This window comes from Sphingomonas nostoxanthinifaciens (assembly GCF_019930585.1).
GTDB classification, from domain to species: Bacteria; Pseudomonadota; Alphaproteobacteria; order Sphingomonadales; family Sphingomonadaceae; genus Sphingomonas_I; species Sphingomonas_I nostoxanthinifaciens.
This window is the reverse complement of the sequence record NZ_CP082839.1, coordinates 3890245-3908698: the sequence shown is the minus strand read 5'-3', so window position 1 is coordinate 3908698 and position 18454 is coordinate 3890245. Positions and strand designations below refer to the sequence as shown.

The 18454-nt window shown below is 67.7% G+C and carries 15 protein-coding genes and 1 pseudogene; 8 read left to right on the top strand and 8 right to left on the bottom strand.

Translation table 11 applies throughout. The annotated features are described in order from the left end of the window. Positions 1-2: 2 nt before the first annotated feature. The 4 genes from K8P63_RS18560 to K8P63_RS18545 all read right to left on the bottom strand — a co-directional run bounded on the left by K8P63_RS18560 (position 3) and on the right by K8P63_RS18545 (position 7067). On the bottom strand, positions 3-1910 hold the full coding sequence (locus tag K8P63_RS18560; RefSeq protein ID WP_223797465.1) for a methyl-accepting chemotaxis protein: 1908 nt from the start codon (positions 1908-1910) through the stop codon (positions 3-5). A gap of 94 nt (positions 1911-2004) precedes the next feature. Further along, entirely contained in the window at positions 2005-5061 is a 3057-nt protein-coding gene (locus K8P63_RS18555) for a PAS domain S-box protein (protein WP_223797464.1), read from the bottom strand. 373 nt (positions 5062-5434) lie between these two features. Further along, positions 5435-6604 (bottom strand): formate-dependent phosphoribosylglycinamide formyltransferase, encoded by a 1170-nt coding sequence (gene purT, locus K8P63_RS18550; RefSeq protein ID WP_223797463.1) that lies wholly within the window; start codon positions 6602-6604, stop codon positions 5435-5437. A 100-nt stretch (positions 6605-6704) separates the two neighbouring features. Then, positions 6705-7067, bottom strand: a complete 363-nt coding sequence (locus K8P63_RS18545) for a hypothetical protein (protein ID WP_223797462.1) — start codon at positions 7065-7067, stop codon at positions 6705-6707. A gap of 354 nt (positions 7068-7421) precedes the next feature. Between K8P63_RS18545 and K8P63_RS18540 the strand changes: the two genes are divergently transcribed. Next, positions 7422-9047: a hypothetical protein gene (locus K8P63_RS18540; RefSeq protein ID WP_223797461.1), complete on the top strand. Its 1626-nt coding sequence runs from the start codon at positions 7422-7424 to the stop codon at positions 9045-9047. An 18-nt stretch (positions 9048-9065) separates the two neighbouring features. On the opposite strand, the gene K8P63_RS18535 is transcribed toward K8P63_RS18540, so the two are convergent. Further along, on the bottom strand, positions 9066-9716 hold the full coding sequence (locus K8P63_RS18535; protein ID WP_317629327.1) for a DUF6629 family protein: 651 nt from the start codon (positions 9714-9716) through the stop codon (positions 9066-9068). A gap of 136 nt (positions 9717-9852) precedes the next feature. Between K8P63_RS18535 and trhO the strand changes: the two genes are divergently transcribed. From trhO to K8P63_RS18510, 5 genes and pseudogenes are all read left to right on the top strand, one after another. After that, positions 9853-10800 (top strand): oxygen-dependent tRNA uridine(34) hydroxylase TrhO, encoded by a 948-nt coding sequence (trhO, locus tag K8P63_RS18530; RefSeq protein ID WP_223799880.1) that lies wholly within the window; start codon positions 9853-9855, stop codon positions 10798-10800. Continuing rightward, positions 10797-11459 (top strand): glutathione S-transferase, encoded by a 663-nt coding sequence (locus K8P63_RS18525; protein ID WP_223797460.1) that lies wholly within the window; start codon positions 10797-10799, stop codon positions 11457-11459. The genes trhO and K8P63_RS18525 overlap by 4 nt, the downstream gene beginning before the upstream one ends. Before the next feature lie 112 nt (positions 11460-11571). Continuing rightward, on the top strand, positions 11572-12144 hold the full coding sequence (locus K8P63_RS18520) for a hypothetical protein (RefSeq protein ID WP_223797459.1): 573 nt from the start codon (positions 11572-11574) through the stop codon (positions 12142-12144). 117 nt (positions 12145-12261) lie between these two features. Further along, positions 12262-13187, top strand: a pseudogene (locus K8P63_RS18515) (ABC transporter ATP-binding protein). Then, positions 13184-13957: an ABC transporter permease gene (locus K8P63_RS18510; RefSeq protein ID WP_223797458.1), complete on the top strand. Its 774-nt coding sequence runs from the start codon at positions 13184-13186 to the stop codon at positions 13955-13957. Before K8P63_RS18515 ends, K8P63_RS18510 begins: the two are co-directional and overlap by 4 nt. Before the next feature lie 43 nt (positions 13958-14000). Here the strand turns inward: K8P63_RS18510 and K8P63_RS18505 are convergent, their stop codons facing one another. The 3 genes from K8P63_RS18505 to K8P63_RS18495 all read right to left on the bottom strand — a co-directional run bounded on the left by K8P63_RS18505 (position 14001) and on the right by K8P63_RS18495 (position 16281). Further along, positions 14001-14765 carry an MBL fold metallo-hydrolase gene (locus K8P63_RS18505; RefSeq protein ID WP_223797457.1) on the bottom strand — a complete coding sequence of 255 codons (765 nt, stop codon included), beginning with the start codon at positions 14763-14765 and terminating at the stop codon, positions 14001-14003. 118 nt (positions 14766-14883) lie between these two features. Continuing rightward, positions 14884-15564 carry an alpha/beta fold hydrolase gene (locus tag K8P63_RS18500; RefSeq protein ID WP_223797456.1) on the bottom strand — a complete coding sequence of 227 codons (681 nt, stop codon included), beginning with the start codon at positions 15562-15564 and terminating at the stop codon, positions 14884-14886. 33 nt (positions 15565-15597) lie between these two features. Continuing rightward, complete coding sequence (locus K8P63_RS18495) at positions 15598-16281, bottom strand: HD domain-containing protein (RefSeq protein ID WP_223797455.1); 684 nt, start codon at positions 16279-16281, stop codon at positions 15598-15600. A 256-nt stretch (positions 16282-16537) separates the two neighbouring features. Here K8P63_RS18495 and K8P63_RS18490 point away from each other — a divergent pair, with 256 nt between their 5' ends. Both K8P63_RS18490 and K8P63_RS18485 read left to right on the top strand, forming a co-directional pair. Next, entirely contained in the window at positions 16538-17584 is a 1047-nt protein-coding gene (locus tag K8P63_RS18490) for a GlxA family transcriptional regulator (protein ID WP_223797454.1), read from the top strand. A 103-nt stretch (positions 17585-17687) separates the two neighbouring features. Then, positions 17688-18437: an isocitrate lyase/PEP mutase family protein gene (locus K8P63_RS18485; RefSeq protein ID WP_223797453.1), complete on the top strand. Its 750-nt coding sequence runs from the start codon at positions 17688-17690 to the stop codon at positions 18435-18437. Positions 18438-18454 lie beyond the last annotated feature (17 nt).

The following is an 18454-nucleotide window of genomic DNA, read 5'->3' as shown; positions in this document are numbered from 1 at the left end:
CGTCAGCCCTTGTCCGCCGCCAGCGCGCCGGACAGCGATGCGATCTCCTCGATCGCGGCCGCCAGTTCTTCCGCGCCGTCGGCCTGCTGCCGCGCCGCCGCGGATGCCTCGTTCACCGCGGAGGCGGCCTGCTCGGCCGCAGTGGCGATGCGGACCGTGCCGACGCGGATATCGCCGACGGCGGCCAGGATCGTCTCGGTGCTCGCCAGGATCATGGCGCTCGCCGCCTTCGTCGCCGCAATCTCCTCGACCATCCCGTCGAGCCGGGCGACGACCGCCTGGTTGCGGGCGACCTCGGTCTCGGCCGCCGCCGCGATCTGGTCGAGATCGCGGCGCAGGTCGCCGATCTGGTCCTGCATCGATCGCACATTGTCCTTGGCGCTTTCGGCATTCTCGGCGGCGCCGCGCGACAATTTGCGGATGTCGGTGGCGACGACCGCGAAGCCGGTGCCGGCATCGCCCGCGCGCGTCGCCTCGACCGAGCCGCTCACGGCCAGCATGTTGATCTGGACGGCGACGAGGCTCAGTTTGTCGACGATCTTCTCGATGCCGCGCGTCGTCTCGCCGAGGCCGGTCACGACCATCGCGACCGATCGCGTCTCGCCCAGAAGGGCACCGACACCCGCGGCGAGCTTTTCGACGGTGCCGCGCCCCTCGCTCGCCAGCGCCTGCAATGCCTCGATCCGGTCGGCGGCGGCGCGGGCGCGATCCTGCGCGGCGCGGGCGGCGGCTTCGATCTGCCCGGCCGCCGTCTCGGCCTCGCTGGTCGCGGCGGCCTGAATCTCCGCGCCGCGGCCGATCTGTTCGAGCGACACGAGGATCTGGGCGGCCGCGCCCGAAAGCTCCTGAACCGTCGCCGATAATTCCTCGGCCGCGGTCGAGATCTGGTGGCTCAGCCCCTCGACGTCGCCGTCCTTGAGCTGCTCCGCGATCGCCGAGAGCTCCTCGGCGGTCTGGTGGCTTTGATCGAGCGAGATCGACTGCTGCTGCACGGCCTGCTGCGATTCGCTGGCCGCCGCCGCCTGTTCCTCTGCCGCGCTGGCGACCTGCTCGGCCCCACGCGCTGCCTCGCGCGCCGCTGCGTCGGCCTCGACGGCGGCGACCAGGATCGCCTGCGTACCCTCGGACAGTTCGGCGAGATCGGCGCGCGCGACGGCGAACCGCTGGGCGACCGCGCGGCCTGCCGCCCGTTCGCCAAGGGCGGCTTCAGCCGCGGCGCGGATGCGCGCGGCGACGGTTCGGACGGTCGCCGCAATCTCCTCGGACAGCGTACCGACGCTCGCGGCATTGGCCTCGGATGTTTCCGCCAGCGCCCGCACCTCGTCGGCGACGATCGAGAAGCCGCGGCCGGCCTCGCCCGCGCGCGCCGCCTCCAGCGCCGCATTCAGCGCCAGCAGGCTGGTCTGCTCGGAGATTTCGGAGACGTCGCGGCTGACGACGGCAATGCCGCGCGCGCCGCTTTCGAGCTTGTCGACGACCTCGACCGACGCGAGCTGGCGTTCGGCACTCAGCTCGATCGCCACGATCGATCCCTCGATCTGGGCGTTGGTTTCGATGAAGCCTGCCTGCAGTTGCTCCGCCTGCCGGCGCGCGATTTCCGCCTGCTCGCGCGCATTCGCGAAACCGCGCCCCAGCGTCACGATCAGCCCCGACGATTCCTGCGCAGCGCTGGCCGCCTCCTCGGCACCGCGCGCGATCTCGGTGACCGCCTGCTGCAGCTCGGCAGCGGCGGAGGCGGCCTCGCCGATGCCGCTCGCCAGTTCCAGCGCGGCGGCGCCGACCCGGTCGGCAACCGTCTCGTCACGCGCGCGCCGCACCGTCCGCGGCTTGGCGGGGGTCGCGCGCGGCGCGGCGATGGCTGGTTTGGCTGTTCGGAGCCCGCCGAGAGATGTCTTTTTTACGAGAGGCATAGCGGCTCCGTGAGATCGATCGGGGCAACCATACCAGCCCGGCAGGCTTGTCGGCCAGTCCGGCGCTACGACCCTGCCGCCGCCGCATAGCGCATCACGCGGTCATCAGCTCGCGTATTCGCGTCGCCAGCGCGTCCACCGCGAACGGCTTGGTCAATACCTGCATTCCCGGCCCGAGATGGCCGTTCCCGATCACCGAGTTTTCGGCATAGCCGGTGATGAACAGGATTTTCAGATCGGACCGGCTCTGCCGCCCCGCATCGGCCATCTGACGACCGTTCATCCCGCCCGGAAGCCCGACATCGCTGATGAGGAGGTCGATGCGCGCATCGGATTGCAGGATCTTGAGGCCCGTGGCGCTGTCGGACGCCTCGATCACCGTATAGCCGAGATCCTGGAGAATGTCGGCCACGAGCATGCGCACGCTCGGCTCGTCGTCGACGATCAGCACCGTCTCGCCCGCCTCCGCGCCGGCAACGACCGCGTCGCCACCAGGATCGGCCTCGTCGACGATCGCCCCGTAATGGCGCGGAAGGTAGATGCAGACCGTGGTCCCTTGGCCGACCTCGGTATAGATACGGACCTGCCCGCCCGATTGCTGGGCGAAGCCGTAGATCATCGACAGGCCGAGGCCGGTGCCCTCGCCGAGCGGCTTGGTCGTGAAGAACGGATCGAAGGCCTGCGCGACGACGTCGGGCGTCATGCCGGTGCCCGTGTCGGTCACGCAGAGCGAGAGATACTGGCCCTCGGGCACGTCGTGCGCCCGCGCCGCGCTGCGATCGAGCCACTTGTTCGCCGTCTCGATCGTGATCCGCCCGCCATCGGGCATCGCGTCGCGCGCATTGATGCACAGGTTGAGCAGCGCATTCTCGAGCTGGCCGGGATCGACCAAGGCCGGCCACAGGGATGCCGCGCCGACGGTCTCGACCGCGATGCCGGGCCCGACGGTCCGCTGGATCAGGTCGGACATGCCCGCCACCAGCACATTCACGTCGGTCGGCCGCGGATCCAGCGTCTGCCGCCGCGAGAATGCAAGCAGCCGGTGCGTCAAGGCGGCGGCGCGCCGCGCCGCGCCCTGGGCGGCGACGATATATTTGTCGACGTCGGCCAGGCGGCCCTGGCGCTGGCGGATCTCGATCATCTCAAGCGCGCCCGACACGCCCGCGAGCAGATTGTTGAAGTCGTGCGCCAGTCCGCCGGTCAGCTGTCCGACCGCTTCCATCTTCTGCGATTGGCGGAGCTGTTCCTCGGCGCGCATCAACTCTTGCGTGCGTTCGGCGACGCGCTGCTCCAGCGTGTCGTTCAAGGCCCGAAGCGCTGCGGCGACCCGGTCGCGCTCCTCCTCGACGGCGCGGCGCGTATCGACGTCGAGCAGGACGCCGGGAAAGCTCAACGGCGTTCCGTCCGGCCCATGATCGACGCGCCCATTGGCCTCGATCCAGTAATAATGGCCATCGGCGCGTCGCACGCGATATTGATGGGCATAGGCCCCGCCGCGCGCGACCACCTCGTTGATCGCGGCCGCCAGCCCCTCGCGATCGTCGGGGTGAACGGTCGCGACGATCTGCGACAGCTTGAGACCCACGCGTCCCAATGCCGGATCGAGACCAAACGCGCGCGCGAAGGCCTCGTCCACGGTAAATCGGTCGCTCGGCAGATCCCACAACCACGTACCGATGATCGCACCGGCCGAAAGCGCGAGCTGCACGCGCTGGATGTTCTCGCGCGCCAATGCTTCGCTGGCGCGCAAGGCGTCTTCCGCGCGCCTGCGCCCGTCGATGTCGCGGAACAGGACGGACACCTGACGCCGGCTGGGCGGATCGATCCGCGCGGCCGACACCTCGATATAGCGCCCGGCGGCGGCGAAATAGCGCTCGAACCGCACCGGCTCGCCGGTCTGCAGCACGCGTCCGTACAGCGCGACCCATTCGTCGGCTTCCGCCTGCGCGATCTCGCGAACCGTCTTGCCCACGATGTGCGAAATGCCCGTGTGCCGCTCGTAGCCGGGGTTCGCCTCGACGTGGACATAGTCGCTCAGCGGGCCATCCGGCCCATCGAAGAATTCGATGATGCAGAAACCGTCGTCGATCGCCTCGAACAGCGCGCGATAGCGTTCCTCGCTATGCGCAAGCGCATCGCGCGCCGTGCGTTGCTCGGTGACGTCGTGCGCCACCCCGACGAAGCGGACAGGGCGCCCATCGTCGCCGATCTCCAGCTCGCCGGTCCGCGCGATCCACCGCAGCTCGTTCGTGTCGGCGGAGCGGATGCGATATTCGACCGCACGGATCGCTTCGCCGCGATTGCGCGTCGCCGCCGTGGAGATGAGGTGCCGGTCCTCGGGAATCACGCGCGCCTCGATCTCGGCCGCCGGATAGCTGGGCCTCACCGGCAGACCGAAGAGCCGACAGAATTCGGGGGTGGACCGCAGCATGTCGTCGGCCACCTCGACGGTGAACAGCCCGATGCCGCCGGCCTCCTGCGCCTGATGCAGGCGCGCTTCGGCCGTCTTCAGTTGCTCGGCGGCGAGGTGCTCGGACGTGCGGTCGCGTAGAACCTTCACATAGCCGATGTGACGGTCTGCCACGTCGCGCAACGGCGTCATCTCGCCGCTCGCCCAGAAGCGTGCCCCGTCCTTGCGCTCGTGCCAGCGCTCGTCGCGCGCATGCCCATCGCGGATCGCACCGTTCATCTCGCGCTCGGGGATTCCGGCTGCGACATCCTCGTCGGTGAAGATCCTGGCGATCGGGCATCCCACCATCTCGCGCTCGGCCCAGCCGAAGATGGCTTCGGCGCCCGCGCTCCAGTCGGTGATGATGCCGTCCAGATCGCCGACGATGATGCCGAAGTCCGAGGCGCTGTCGACGATCGCGCGGTGGCGCGCCCGTTGGGCGTCGGCAGCCATGGCCGAGCGGCGCAGCTCGAGCGTCGTCATCGTCTGGCGCGCGAGCACCCGCAACGCCTGCCGCTGGACGTCGTCGAGATCGCGCGGCTCGAAATCGAGGATGCAGAGCGTGCCGATCGGCAGGTCGTCGGGCGTCTTGAGCAGCGCGCCGGCATAGAATCGCAGGTGCGGTTCGCCCGTCACCAGCGGATTGCAGTCGAACCGCGCATCCATCGTGGCGTCGGGCACGTGCAGGAATTCCTGCTCCAATAATGCCTTGGCGCAGAACGAGCTTTCGATCGGGGTTTTCCCGCACGCCGAGGCCGACCTCAGCCTTGAAGAACTGGCGTCCATCGCCGATGAAATTCACGACGGCGATGGGCACCCGGCAGATCGCTGCAGCCAGGCTGGCAATCTCGTCGAAAACCGCCTCGCGGGGTGTATCGAGCACGTCATATCGCGCCAAGGCTGCGAGGCGCCGCGCCTCAACGTGATCTTTTTCGGTCATTATCTCGGTCATTATGATCGGGTCTTGATCCCCAGCGGACAGCAGCGCGCTTCCGGCGAAACGCGCCGGGGGCTATGTCGGGCGCACCGCCATCCGTGGCACGGCGTGGTCTTGCTCAGGGATGGCAGTGCCGTTTCACTCGCCGTAGGCGATATGGATCTTCGCGGCGGCTTCGGCGGCGATGCGGCGAGCGGCATCGGTGGTGTCGGCGCGGGCCAGGGCCACGCCCATGCGACGATAGGGGCGCGACGTAGGCTTGCCGAAGATGCGGACGTCGATTTCTCCGCCCGGCGTCGCCAGCGCGTCGGCAAGGCCGCCATAAGCGAGGCTCTCGGAAGAACGGTCGGCGAGGATCACGGCGGAGGCCGACGGGCCACGCAGCGCGATCGACGGGATCGGCAGGCCGAGAATGGCGCGGGCGTGGAGATCGAACTCGCTGAGATTTTGCGAGATGAGCGTGACCATGCCGGTGTCGTGCGGACGCGGCGACAGCTCGGAGAAGATCACGTCGTCGCCCTTCACGAAGAATTCGACGCCGAACAGCCCGTAGCCGCCGAGATCGTCAACCACCTTGCGCGCCATGTCCTGCGCGGCGTCGACGGCGGCGGGGGACATCGCGGCGGGCTGCCAGCTTTCCTGATAGTCGCCGCGTTCCTGCCGATGGCCGATCGGCGGGCAGAACAGCACGCCGTCGCGGGTGCGTATCGTCAGCAGCGTGATTTCATAGTCGAACGCGACGAACTCCTCGACGATCACGCGCTTGCGGTCGCCGCGCATGTTGGCGACGGCATAATTCCACGCCGCCTCGAGCTCGCCGTCGGCGCGCACCGTGCTCTGCCCTTTGCCGGACGACGACATGACCGGCTTGATGACGCACGGCAGGCCGGTATGGGCGGCGCCCGCGCGCACCTCGTCCAGCGTCTCGGCATAGCGATAGCGCGACGTCCGCAGGCCCAATTCGACCGCCGCGACCTCGCGGATGCCGTCGCGGTTCATCGTCATCACGGTCGCGCGCGCCGACGGGACGATGGCGACCCCCTCGTTTTCCAGCTCGGCCAGCACCTCGGTGCGGATCGCCTCGACCTCGGGCACGACGAAGTCGGGCTGGTGGCGCTCGATCGCCGCGCGCAGTTTCGCTCCGTCGAGCATCGAGAACACTTCGCTGGCATCCGCCAACTGCATCGCCGGCGCGCCCGCATAACTGTCGCACGCGACGACATGGCAGCCGAGCCGCTTGGCCGAGATCACGAACTCGCGCCCGAGTTCGCCCGAGCCCAAGAGGAGGATCTTCGCCGTGAACGCCATGCCGGATCGCCTTGCTGTTTGACGACGCGTCAGTGGCGGCGCCGGTGCGCTTTGTCCATGATGCGGGCGACCGGCCGCACGCGCCGTGGGCCGCGCGCCTTCAGAAGGCGCGCTTGGCCGGCTTCTGCCTGGTGCACTTGCCCTGATCGACGCCGGGCGTGCGATTGGCGGTAACCGTTCGGGTGATGGTCAGGTCGGTGCGGCTGACGGCGAATTCAGCGGCGCCGACCGTCAGTGGCACCTCGAACACGATCTTGTCGGGCAGGAAGGTCGCCGATCGACGCGACGCGAAGCCGGTGGCGGGCGCCTCGTAGAACACGCTTCGGCTGACATCGTCTACGGTCAGGTTGATCGCGACCGGGCCGGTCGCGGTGTCGATCGTGCATGCCAGATAGGTGGGGCCCGCGGCGTGGGCGATCCCCGGCACCATCAAGCCGATCAGCACTGCCAGACGCATCGCCATTTCCCTCACTGTCCGTCGTGCAGCCTGCGCCGATGGCGCGCTTTACGCCAGTGGCCGCGATGCGCGAGCGGCTGCCCGCCATCGTCGTGGAACGGCCGGGTCGGGGTCGCGCGGTCCGCAGCGATAGCTACGGCCCGTTACCCAAGCGCCGGAGACGATGGGAAATCGTGGAGTTGCACCCGTCGCGACATCGGTAATTCGCCAGCGATGTCCGGTCCGGATGCGCGCTATCCGCGAGATGATCGTGCCGACGACGTGCAGTTGACCTCGATCGAATCTGTGCAAGATTGCAGAAGAGCCGTGATCGACTTGTGGCCAAGTGCGACTGCCGTTGAACATTGAGGGCCCAAATCCATGATCCTCAAGATCGTGATCGTTGCGTCCACCATGATGATGCCTCCCGGTCTCGCGGCGCAGGCGCAACCGGCAGCGCACGATCACATGGCGATGGAGCGGCTGGGGAGCGTCTCGTTCCAGACGTCGTGCGACGCGGCCGTCCAGCCGCAATTCGATCGCGCCGTCGCGTTGATGCACTCCTTCCAGTTCGGGCGCGCGATCGAGGGCTATCGCGCGGTGCTTGCCGCCGATCCGACCTGCGCGATTGCTTATTGGGGGATTGCGCTGAGCAGCTGGAGCAATCCGTTCGCCGGCTTCAAGTCGCCCGCGCAGCTGAAGCAGGGGCTCGATGCAGTGAATGCCGGCCGGGCGGCCGCGCCGAAGACGCAGCGGGAGCGCGATTATATCGAGGCCGTCGCAGCGCTCTACACCGATCCCGCGCATCGCGATCAGGATGCGCGCGCGCTCGCCTACGAACAGGCCATGGAGCAGATTGCGCGCGCTTTTCCGGACGATGTCGAGGCCAGCATCTTCTATGCGCTCGCGCTCGCCGCCGCGGCGGATCCCGCCGACAAGACCTACGCGAAGCAGTTGAAGGCCGGGGCGATCCTCGAGCGGCTGTTCGCCCGCTATCCCGACCATCCCGGCCTCGCCCATTATATCATCCACGCTTATGACGATCCGGCGCTGGCCGCGCGGGCGGCCGGGGCGGCGCATCGCTACGGCCAGATCGCGCCGTCGACGCCGCATGCGCTGCACATGCCGTCGCACACCTTCACCCGCATCGGCGATTGGCAGGCGTCGATCGACACCAATCTGGCGTCGGCGGCGGCCGCGCGCGCCGCCGGCCAGCCGGCGGACGAGCTCCATGCCGACGATTATCTGGTCTACGCTTATCTGCAGACCGGGCAGGACGCTGCGGCCAAGCGCCTGGCCGATGCTTCCGCGGGGATTTTCAGGCGCTTCGATCCCGCCAATGCCACGGGCGCCGCGCCCGCATCGGCCGCCTTTTTCGCACGCGCCGCCATCCCCGCGCGTTATGCGCTGGAGCGCCGCGATTGGGCGAGCGCGGCGCAGCTCGCGCCGGTAGCGAGCCGGTTTCCCTATGCCGACGCGATCACCTGGCTCGCGCGCGGGCTGGGCGCGGCACATCTCGGCGACGCGGCGGGTGCGCATGCAGCACTTGCAGCGCTCGATCGCATCCACGCGATCCTGGCGACGCAGGGCGAGACCTATTGGGCCAACCAGATCGACATCCAGCGGCGCGAGGTTGCGGCGACGCTAGCGCTGGTGGAGGGCAAGGTGCCCGCAGCGCTGGACGGCCTGCGCGCCGCCGCAGCGCTCGAAGACAAAAGCGAATTGAGCTCGGTCACGCCCGGCCCGCTGATGCCGTCGCACGAACTGCTCGGCGACATGCTGCTCGGCCTCGACCGGCCAGGCGAGGCGCTGACCGAATTCAAGACGTCGCTGACCCAGCAGCCCAATCGGTTCTGGTCGCTGTTCGGGGCGGCCACCGCCGCGAAAGCAGCCGGGGACGCCGGCACGGCGCGCGCCTATTTCCAGCGGCTGCTGGCCGCCACGCCGCGTGCCGACCACCCAGGGCGTCCGCAAATCGTCGCGGCGCAGGCCGGCGCGCGGAACTGAGCGCTCCGCGATGCAAGGCTACGACGTTGCTGCGTCCAGGCGATGCTGGCGAAACTGCCAGTAGATCATGATGCTCATCAACGCGGCATAGAAGCACCACACCGACGCGAACGCATAATCCCTGACGATCTCGACGATGGTCAGGGCGCAGATGTTCAGGACGCCGTACCAGCGCACGACCGAAAAGCTCGACAGCAGCAGCGATCCGCAGGTCGCGAGGATGTAGAGCAACGATATGAAAAGGCTGCCGGTCATCACGTTACGATAAGCGATCGAATTGTGATCGACGAACACGTGGGTCGGCAAGGTCAGCAGTCCATAGGCGTCCCACGCGGCCGCAATCGCCCCGATGGCCGTCAATCCGATCATGACGCGCCAGCGACGGCTCCCCCTGGGTTCCATCAGCAGCACCGCCAGTGGCATCAGGAAGGGCAGGATGCCCTGCGCGTACATGGTGAAGACGAACGCGGCGAGCTTCAGCCCAAATGGGCCGGTCTGGCCGTCCAGTCCGAGCCACACCATCCCTTCGCTGAACTGATGCACCGCGAAGAGCAGCGGGGTCGCGGCGAACAACAGCATGTTCGGGGAGCGGACATGACGCAACGTGGCGACGCCGATCGTCGCGATGAGGGCCGCGGACGTGAAGCTGGCAGTCGGGGAGAAACACATTCGGGCGCACCTCAGGAAATCAGCCGGCGGATGCCGGTGCGACTAGCGCAGTTCATGCGGAAGGGGGCGGAAAGAAACGGACGATTTGTCTTTGCTCGTCGGCGCCAGTGAAATCGACTATCGCGCCCGGATCGCCATGATCCAGCCCGCACGCCCCATCCGGATCGCCGCCCTCTACAAGTTCGCGCCGTTCGAGGATTGTGACGCCGCGCAGCACGCGCTCGCTGCCATCTGTTGCTCGAACGGCATCAAGGGCACGCTCCTGATCGCGCACGAGGGCATCAATGGCACGATCGCCGGAAGCGATGCCGGGATCGAAATCGTCCTGAACCACATTCGCGCGCTTCCGGGCTGCGCCGATCTCGACGTCAAGACGTCGTGGGCGGACACGCTCCCGTTCCACCGCATGAAGGTTCGCATAAAGCGCGAGATCGTGACGATGGGGCAGCCGGACATCGATCCGCTCGCCGATGCCGGCCACTATGTCGCGCCGGAGGAGTGGAACGCGCTGATCGCCGATCCTGCCACGATCCTGATCGATACGCGCAACGATTATGAGGTTGCGATCGGCACCTTCGCCGGCGCGATCGATCCCCGGACCAAGACGTTCCGCGATTTCCCCGACTGGTTTCGCGAACACCGCGCGGCGCTGATCGGCGATGGCGCGCCGCCCAAGGTGGCGATGTTCTGCACCGGCGGCATACGCTGCGAGAAGGCGACCGCCTTCCTCAAGGCCGAGGGGCTGGACGCGGTCTATCACCTCAAGGGCGGCATCCTGAACTATCTGGAGACCGTGGCGCCGGAGGAAAGCCTGTGGCGCGGCGAATGCTTCGTGTTCGATCAGCGCGCCGCCGTCACCCACAATCTCGCGCCCGGCTCGACCGCGCTCTGCCATGCCTGCCGGCGCCCGATCGGCGACGCGGACCGCCTGTCGCCGCTCTATGCCGAAGGCGTGAGCTGTCCGGCCTGCCATCACGAACGGACCGACGAACAGCGCGCCGGCTATGCCGAGCGCCACCGCCAGACCAGGCTCGCCGCGCGGCGCGGCGGCAGCCATATCGGCCCGATGCCCGCGCGCGCGTGAGCGGCCTGCCGATCCTCTACTCGTTCCGCCGCTGCCCCTATGCGATCCGCGCGCGGCTTGCCTTGCTGGCGAGCGGGACGGCCTGTGCGATCCGCGAGGTTAGGCTTTCCGCCAAGCCCGCGGAAATGATCGCGGTTTCGCCCAAGGCGACCGTGCCCGTGCTGGTGCTCCCCGACGGCCGGGTGCTCGACCAGAGCCTCGACATCATGCGCTGGGCGCTCGGCCGCAGCGATCCGGCCGGATGGCTCGATCGCGTCGACGAGGCACTGATCGCGGCCAATGACGGGCCGTTCAAACATCATCTCGATCGCGCGAAATATCCCGACCGTTTCGACGAGGATCCGACCATCCATCGCGATGCCTGTGTCGGGTTGCTGCGTCCGCTCGAAGACCGGCTCGCGCGCGCGTCGAACCTCTGCGGCGAGTTGCAGGGCCTGACCGACGCGGCGATCCTGCCCTTCGTCCGCCAGTTCGCGGCGATCGACCGTGGCTGGTTCGACGCGCAGCATGTCCCGCGCGTGCGGGGCTGGCTCGACCGATTTCTTGTCGGGCCGCTGTTCGAGGCCGCCCTGACCCGTTTCGCACCGTGGAAGCCGGACGATCCGGAAATCCGTTTTCCGGCCGAAGCAGACTGCGTAGGCGTTCCGATCGACGGTTGAGCGGGAGGACGAAACCTGCCCCTTCCGCGCGCGCTTATCGGTCGCCTCGGCGTGCGGTTCGCTGTAGCTTTCGCCGTCGACGCCGGCGCGCATTTGATCGTGGAAAGCCCGTATGAACAAAGTATTCGCCTCGATCGCCGCTGCTGCCCTGCTTCTCACGCCGACATGGGGCGGCGCGCTGTCGGCGGCCGCGCCGCCAAGTGGCGGAACGATCTCGATCGAGCTCAAGGGAGCCGATGGCGAGGCGGCCGCTTCGAGCCCCTCATTCGTGAATGCCGTGGGGGACGCGCTCGCGCAGCGGGGCTTCACGATCCTTCCCGACCCGGGCCACGCCGCTTACGTGGGCGAGCTGATCCTGAGCCGCGTGGACGTCGGAACCGGTTCGGCGAAGGTCAGGACCGGTCCCGCGGACGCGTCTCCCGGTGGCGCGCTCGGCAGCGTCGGCGCCGGAGTCAGCATTCCGCTTTCGACGGGGAAGTCCACGCTGGTCCCGCTTCAACGCACCCAGCTCGAGCTCCGCATCCGCAAGCGGGGAGAGGACGGCGTCGTCTGGCATGGCGCAGCAATGACCGTCCGGGCGGCGGGTACGCGAACAGGCGTCGACGAGGTGGTCGCTTCCGATCTCTGTGCGGCGATCCTGCGCGGCTATCCCGCCGATTTCGAGGGGGTCGTCGCGGTTCCTTGAGCGCTTGCCAACCGGCCCGGCCGCGCGGGCCCCGCTTCCATTGAGCCCGGCGCGCTCTATCTAAGGGCGCGAACGCCCGTCCGCTCCCGTGACCGAGCGGCTCTCCGAGGATCCTCCATGCCATCGATCCTGTCCATTTCTGCGCTCAGCAAACATTACAAATCGGGCCTGAAGGCGCTCGACGGAGTCGATCTCGACATTCGGCGCGGCGAGATCTTCGCGCTGCTCGGCCCGAACGGCGCCGGCAAGACCACGTTGATCAGTATCGTCTGCGGCACTGTCACGATGACGTCGGGCACGATCGTGGTCGACGGGCACGACATCGCCACCGATTCACGCGCGGCACGCCAGCGGATCGGGCTCGTGCCCCAGGAGGTGGCGGTCGACATTTTCGCGACCGTCTGGAACACCGTCACCTTCAGCCGCGGGCTGTTCGGCCGCGCGCCCGATCCTGTTTATATCGAGCAGCTGCTGCGCGACCTTTCGCTGTGGGAGAAGCGCAAGAGCAAGATCATCGAGCTTTCGGGCGGCATGAAGCGCCGCGTGATGATCGCCAAGGCGCTCAGCCACGAGCCCGATCTGCTGTTCCTCGACGAGCCCACCGCGGGCGTGGACGTCAACCTGCGCCGCGACATGTGGGCGCTCGTCCGCAAGCTGCGCGCGAAAGGCGTCACGATCATCCTCACCACCCATTATATCGAAGAGGCCGAGGAGATGGCGGATCGCGTCGGCGTGATCGACGGCGGCAAGCTGCTGCTGGTCGAGGACAAGGATGCGCTCATGCGAAGCTCGGCAAGCGGCGGCTGACGCTCGCCCTCCACGAGCCGCTGGCCACCCTGCCGCCGGAGCTGGCGGACTGGGCGCTCTCGCTGGAGGATGACGGCGCCCGCCTCGTCTACGATTTCGATGCGGAGGCTGACGACACCGGGATGCCGGGGCTCATCCGCCGGTTGGGTGAGCTCGGCATCGATTACAGGGATCTCGATACCAGTCGAAGTTCGCTCGAGGACATCTTCGTCGGCCTGGTGGAGCGCGCGGCATGAGCGGCGGCGTCAACCTCCACGGCATCTGGGCGATCTATCGTTCCGAGATGGCGCGCACGGTGCGCACCGTCTGGCAGAGCGTCGCCACCCCGGTCATCACCACCGCGCTCTATTTCATCGTGTTCGGCGGCGCGATCGGGTCGCGCATGCAGCAGGTCGGCGGCGTCGGCTACGGCGCGTTCATCGTGCCCGGCCTCATCATGCTGACCCTGCTTACGCAGAGCATCTCCAACGCCTCGGTCGGCATCTACTTCCCCAAGTTCACCGGCACCGTGTTCGAGATTCTGTCGGCGCCGCTTTCGGCGATCGAGGCGGTGATCGCCTATGTCGGCGCGGCGGCGAGCAAATCGGTGGTGATCGGCCTCATCATCCTCGTCACCTCGACCTTCTTCACCGACGTGCACATCCTGCACCCCGGATGGATGGTGGCGTTCCTGCTGCTGACGTCGATCGCGTTCAGCCTGTTCGGGTTCATCATCGGCATCTGGGCGCGGAGCTTCGAACAGCTCGCGATCATCCCTTCGCTGGTCGTCACGCCGCTCACCTTCCTCGGCGGCGCTTTCTACTCGATCGACATGCTGCGGCAGCCGTGGCGGACAGTCAGCCTGTTCAACCCGGTGGTCTATCTGGTGAGCGGGTTCCGCTGGAGCTTCTACGGCATCGGCGATGTCGGCGTCGGCGCCAGCCTCGCCTTCACGGCCGGATTCATGGCGGCGTGCCTGCTCCTGCTGTGGTGGATCTTCCGCACCGGCTGGCGGCTCAAACCCTGAAGCGCGTGGCGATGCGGGGCGCAAAGGTCGTCGCGCTGGCCCATCACGGCCGGGCAATAGCAGGGTGATGCGGGGTCGAGCAGGTGCAGCTCGAAATCCTGGCCAGCTTCCGGATGTGCCGTAGGACTTCGGGCGGCTCCAGCGGCCCGCCATGCCCCAGATGGAAGCGCGCGGCGCCGCCCTGCACGAGCCGGTCGAGTTGCTCGGCGACCCTGTGGGGATCGTCCTCGAAGGGCGGACGGATCGCGCGGCCCTTGAACGCGATGCCGCCGATCAGGATTCCGGATGCGATCAGATCGCCGACCAGCGCATCGCCCGACGCCAGCTCGACCGCGACCGAGCCCGGCGTGTGCCCGCCGGTGTGACGGACGATACCGTCGACCCCGAAGTTCAGCAGGTTGAGCGCCTCGCCGTCGTGCATCGTGATGTCGGGCTCGAAGCCTTCATAGGGCTCGTGCGGCATCGGCGTCTTGATGAACAGCCCGCCGACCCTGCTGGTCGGGCAGAAGGCCATCGGCCTCTTTCGACTATAGAAGTCGGCATCGGCCCGATGAGCGAGGATCGGGGCGCCCGATAGATGGCGCAGCCTTGCTGCGCTTCCGGCGTGATCGGTATGCGCGTGCGTCACGACGATCAGCTTGATGTCGCGAAACGACAGTCCATGCCGGGCGAGGACGCGCGCGATCCTGCGTTCCGATCCGGGGATGCCCGTGTCCACGAGGATCGATCCGGCCGCGCTGCGGATCAGGTGGGCATTGACCATGCCGAACGGCAGGATCGGGATGCGGATTATCTCGGTTTCGAACATGCGAGATACTTTCGGATGCCGTTTTGCCCCGCCTTCGCGGATCGACGCGATACGGTCTTCGCCGGCCGGGCGTCGAAGGCGGGCCGGCGGCCCGCCCCCGTTGCTCCGGCGCCGCGTCTCAGGCGGCCGCGCGCAGGATGAAGTCGGTCACGATGTCGGGGTGCGACAGCATCGGGACGTGGCTGGAGCCGACATGGGCGACCGTCGCATTCATCCGCTCGGCCATCCGCTCCTGCTCGACGCGCAGGATGGCCTGATCCTCGTCGCCGATCAGGTAGAAGGTCGGCCGGCTCTTCCATGCGGCCTCGGTGAGTACGCCACCAAGTGCGGCGCCGTTGATCGGCCCCTGCGTCGCCAGAAGCAGCGCCTTCCCGCCTTCATCCAGATCCTGCGCGAAAAGGTTGAAGATGCCGTCGTGCGTCAGCTTGAGGAAGCCTTCGGCGTCGGGCCTGATCTCGGCACCCAGCGGTGCCGACTCGAACTTGGCGAACAGCGAGCCCGCCGATTCCCCGGCATCCGGCGCGAATGCGTCGATATAGACGAGCCGCGCGACCTTCGGGTCGTTGCCAGCCTCGCCGATGACCGCGCCGGCATAGCTGTGGCCGACCAGAACCACGTCGCCGTCGGCAAGCGCGATGGCCCGGCGCACCGCCGCGACATCGGCCTCGAAGCTGGTCAGCGGCAGTTGAACGGCGACGACCGCCATGCCCTTCGCCGCCAGCGCGGGGATCACCTTGGCCCAGCTCGAGCCGTCCGCCCACGCGCCATGGACCAGAACCACATTGGAAATCGTGCTCATCGTCTTTCTCCTCAGGAAATGGTGGGATTGCCGTCAGGCGTGCCAGTGCGAGCCGCGGATGACCGAGCAGAAGTTGCCGCGATGGAAGTGCGGCTCCTTGTCGGCGATGACGTCGGCCTTGACGTTGCCGAAGGTCGTGTCGGGCTTGTGCTTGATGCCGTCGTAGAAGGCCTGGATGATGTCCTCCTTGAACCGCGCGGTGCGGGGAAAGGCGGCGACGACGGCCTCGCGGATATCGTCCGCATATTGGCCGTAGGTCAGGCCCAGCACGTCCATCTCGACGCCGGCGGTGGTCAGCGCGATCACCGGATGCATGAATTCGGGCACGCCCGGCGTCGTGTGCAGGGCGATCCCGGTCCACACCTTCTCGATGTCCGACTGGTCGACGCCATGGCCGCTCAGGAAGTCGCGCGCCGCATTGGCGCCGTCGACTTCGAAGCGCCGGTCGGTGCTGCTGTGCGACGGCATCAGGCCGACGTCGTGGAACATCGTCGCCGCGTAGAGCAGCTCCGGGTTGAAGGTCAGGCCGCGCTGTTTCCCGGCGATCGCGCCGAAGAAATAGACCCGGCTGGAATGATTGAAGAGCAGTTCGGTCTCGGTATCGCGCACGAACTCGGTGATCGCGCGGCACAGCGCGCTATCGGGGATCGTGACGCCGCCGATCGGCTCCCCGCACCCGCACGGTCCAGACGTCGTGTCGCAGAAATGGTCGGCCACGGATCGTTTCCTTCGTTCGGCGGGCGCAGGCCGGCACCTCCGCGAACGGGAGTGACCGGCGGCATGCGACCGCTCGTCGACTGGGATGCCGGGGAAAGGCCCGAAGCGCCTTCCGTCCCGCCCCACCCAAGTCGCAGCAATGCCGCGTGGCCGCAACGACGGCACACATCGGAAAACTGCCAACCATGTGCGATATGCTGCCTGACGGCATCGGCACGGCATGGACGCCCCCGACCGAGAAGGACCGAAGAGCGCGATGGCAGGCAGGGACGTGGCGATCGTCATCCACGACGGGGTTCAGGCGCTGGACGTGGCCGGGCCGATGGACGTCTTCGCGGCGGCCAACGGTTTCCTGCCGCAGGAGGATCATTATCGCTGTCTGCTCGTGGCGGCCGGCACCGAGCCCATCCGCAGTTCGAACGGCATGTGGATGACCGCCGACCTTGCCTTCGAGGACGCGCGTCGCCCCTTCCACACGGTGCTCGTCGCGGGCGGGCCGGCGCTACCCCACAGCCCGGCCGACGAAGCGATGTCGGACTGGCTTCGGCGATGGGGCGTCCTGGCAGAGCGCTACGGCTCGATCTGCAACGGCACCTTCGCGCTGGGGAATGCCGGCCTGCTCGACGGGCGCACCGTCACCACGCATTGGATATCCTCGGCAGAGCTCGCCGCCCGATACCCGACCGCGCGCGTCGAGCATGACCGGATCTATGCGCGGGACGATCGCCTTGTGACCTCGGCGGGAGTGACCGCGGGTATCGATCTGACGTTGGCGCTCGTTGGAGAGGATCATGGGCCGGCAATCTCGCTCGCCTGCGCCAAGGGGCTCGTGGTCGTGGCGCAACGGCAGGGAGGACAGTCGCAATTCAGCCCGCTGCTGCTGCCCCCGCGCGAGACGACGGCGCCACTCGGCAAGGTGCAGGCCTATGTCATGGATCATGTGGCGGAGGCGTTTCCGGTGGAGCGGCTCGCCGAAGTGGCAGGGGTCAGCCCACGCAGCATCGCACGGCTGTTCGTCCGCGAATTGGGGCTGACGCCGCACGAATTTGTCGAAGGCGTCCGCATCGATCATGCGCGCAACCTGCTGGAGGCGACGGAACTCGCGCTGAAGGCGGTGGCGTTCGACTGTGGCTTCGCCAGCCCGGATCAGATGCGCAGCGCGTTCCAGCGCCGGCTGGGCGTTACCCCTTTGCGCTACCGTGAGAGTTTCCAGAAGACCGGCAATATTTCGGTTCGCGCCGACGGTCCGGTTGCCGCGGCGACCCCGGCCGCGCGGCCAGTGCACGACCCGACGGATCGCTGAATCATCGAGACGATCGTGTCGTCCTGGTGGCCGGAACGGGCCATTTCGGATAAAGCATCGGCGCGAAGCTTTGCGTCTTCACGTCGTAAGCGGGGAAATCGGCATGCCTACGATAACCGAGAAACGAGCGGCTTTCAGGCGCCTGCACGAGACCGGCTTCTTCATCATCCCCAACGCATGGGATGCGGGCAGTACGGTGCGCCTGACCAGACTGGGCTTCAAGGCGATCGCATCGACCAGCGCCGGCGCCGCCTGGGCCGCCGGAAAAAATGACGGCGAGCTGAGCCGCGATGAGGTTCTCGCGCACCTGAGGATGCTGGTCGGCGCGACCGACTTGCCGGTCAACGCCGATTTCGAAAACGGTTTTGCCGACGGGCCGGCGGACGTGGCCGCCAATGTCGCTTTGGCGATCGAAACGGGCGTGGCCGGAGTCTCGATCGAGGACTGGTCGGGCAGCGAAATCTACGACCAGGAACTTGCGGTCGAACGCATCGCCGCCAGCAGGGGCGCCATCGATCGAGCGGATCCGGCCGTGATGCTGATCGGGCGAAGCGAGAATTTTCGCGTGCCGGGCATGACGCCGAGCGCGAGTATCGCGCGCGCGGTCGCTTATGCCGAGGCCGGTGCCGACTGCCTGTTCGTACCCTTCATCCTCGATCACGGCGCCGTTGCCGAGTTGGTGGCCGCGGTCGCGCCGAAGCCGGTCAACGTGGTCGTCCACGACTTCGACGAAAGCATCCGCGCCTTCGCGGCGCTCGGCGTTCGACGCTGCAGCGTGGGCGGCAGCCTGGCGGCCCGGACATGGGCGGCTTTCGATGGTGCCGCCCAAAGCCTGAAGAACGCGGAGGGTTGACGGGGCTGCCACCCCAA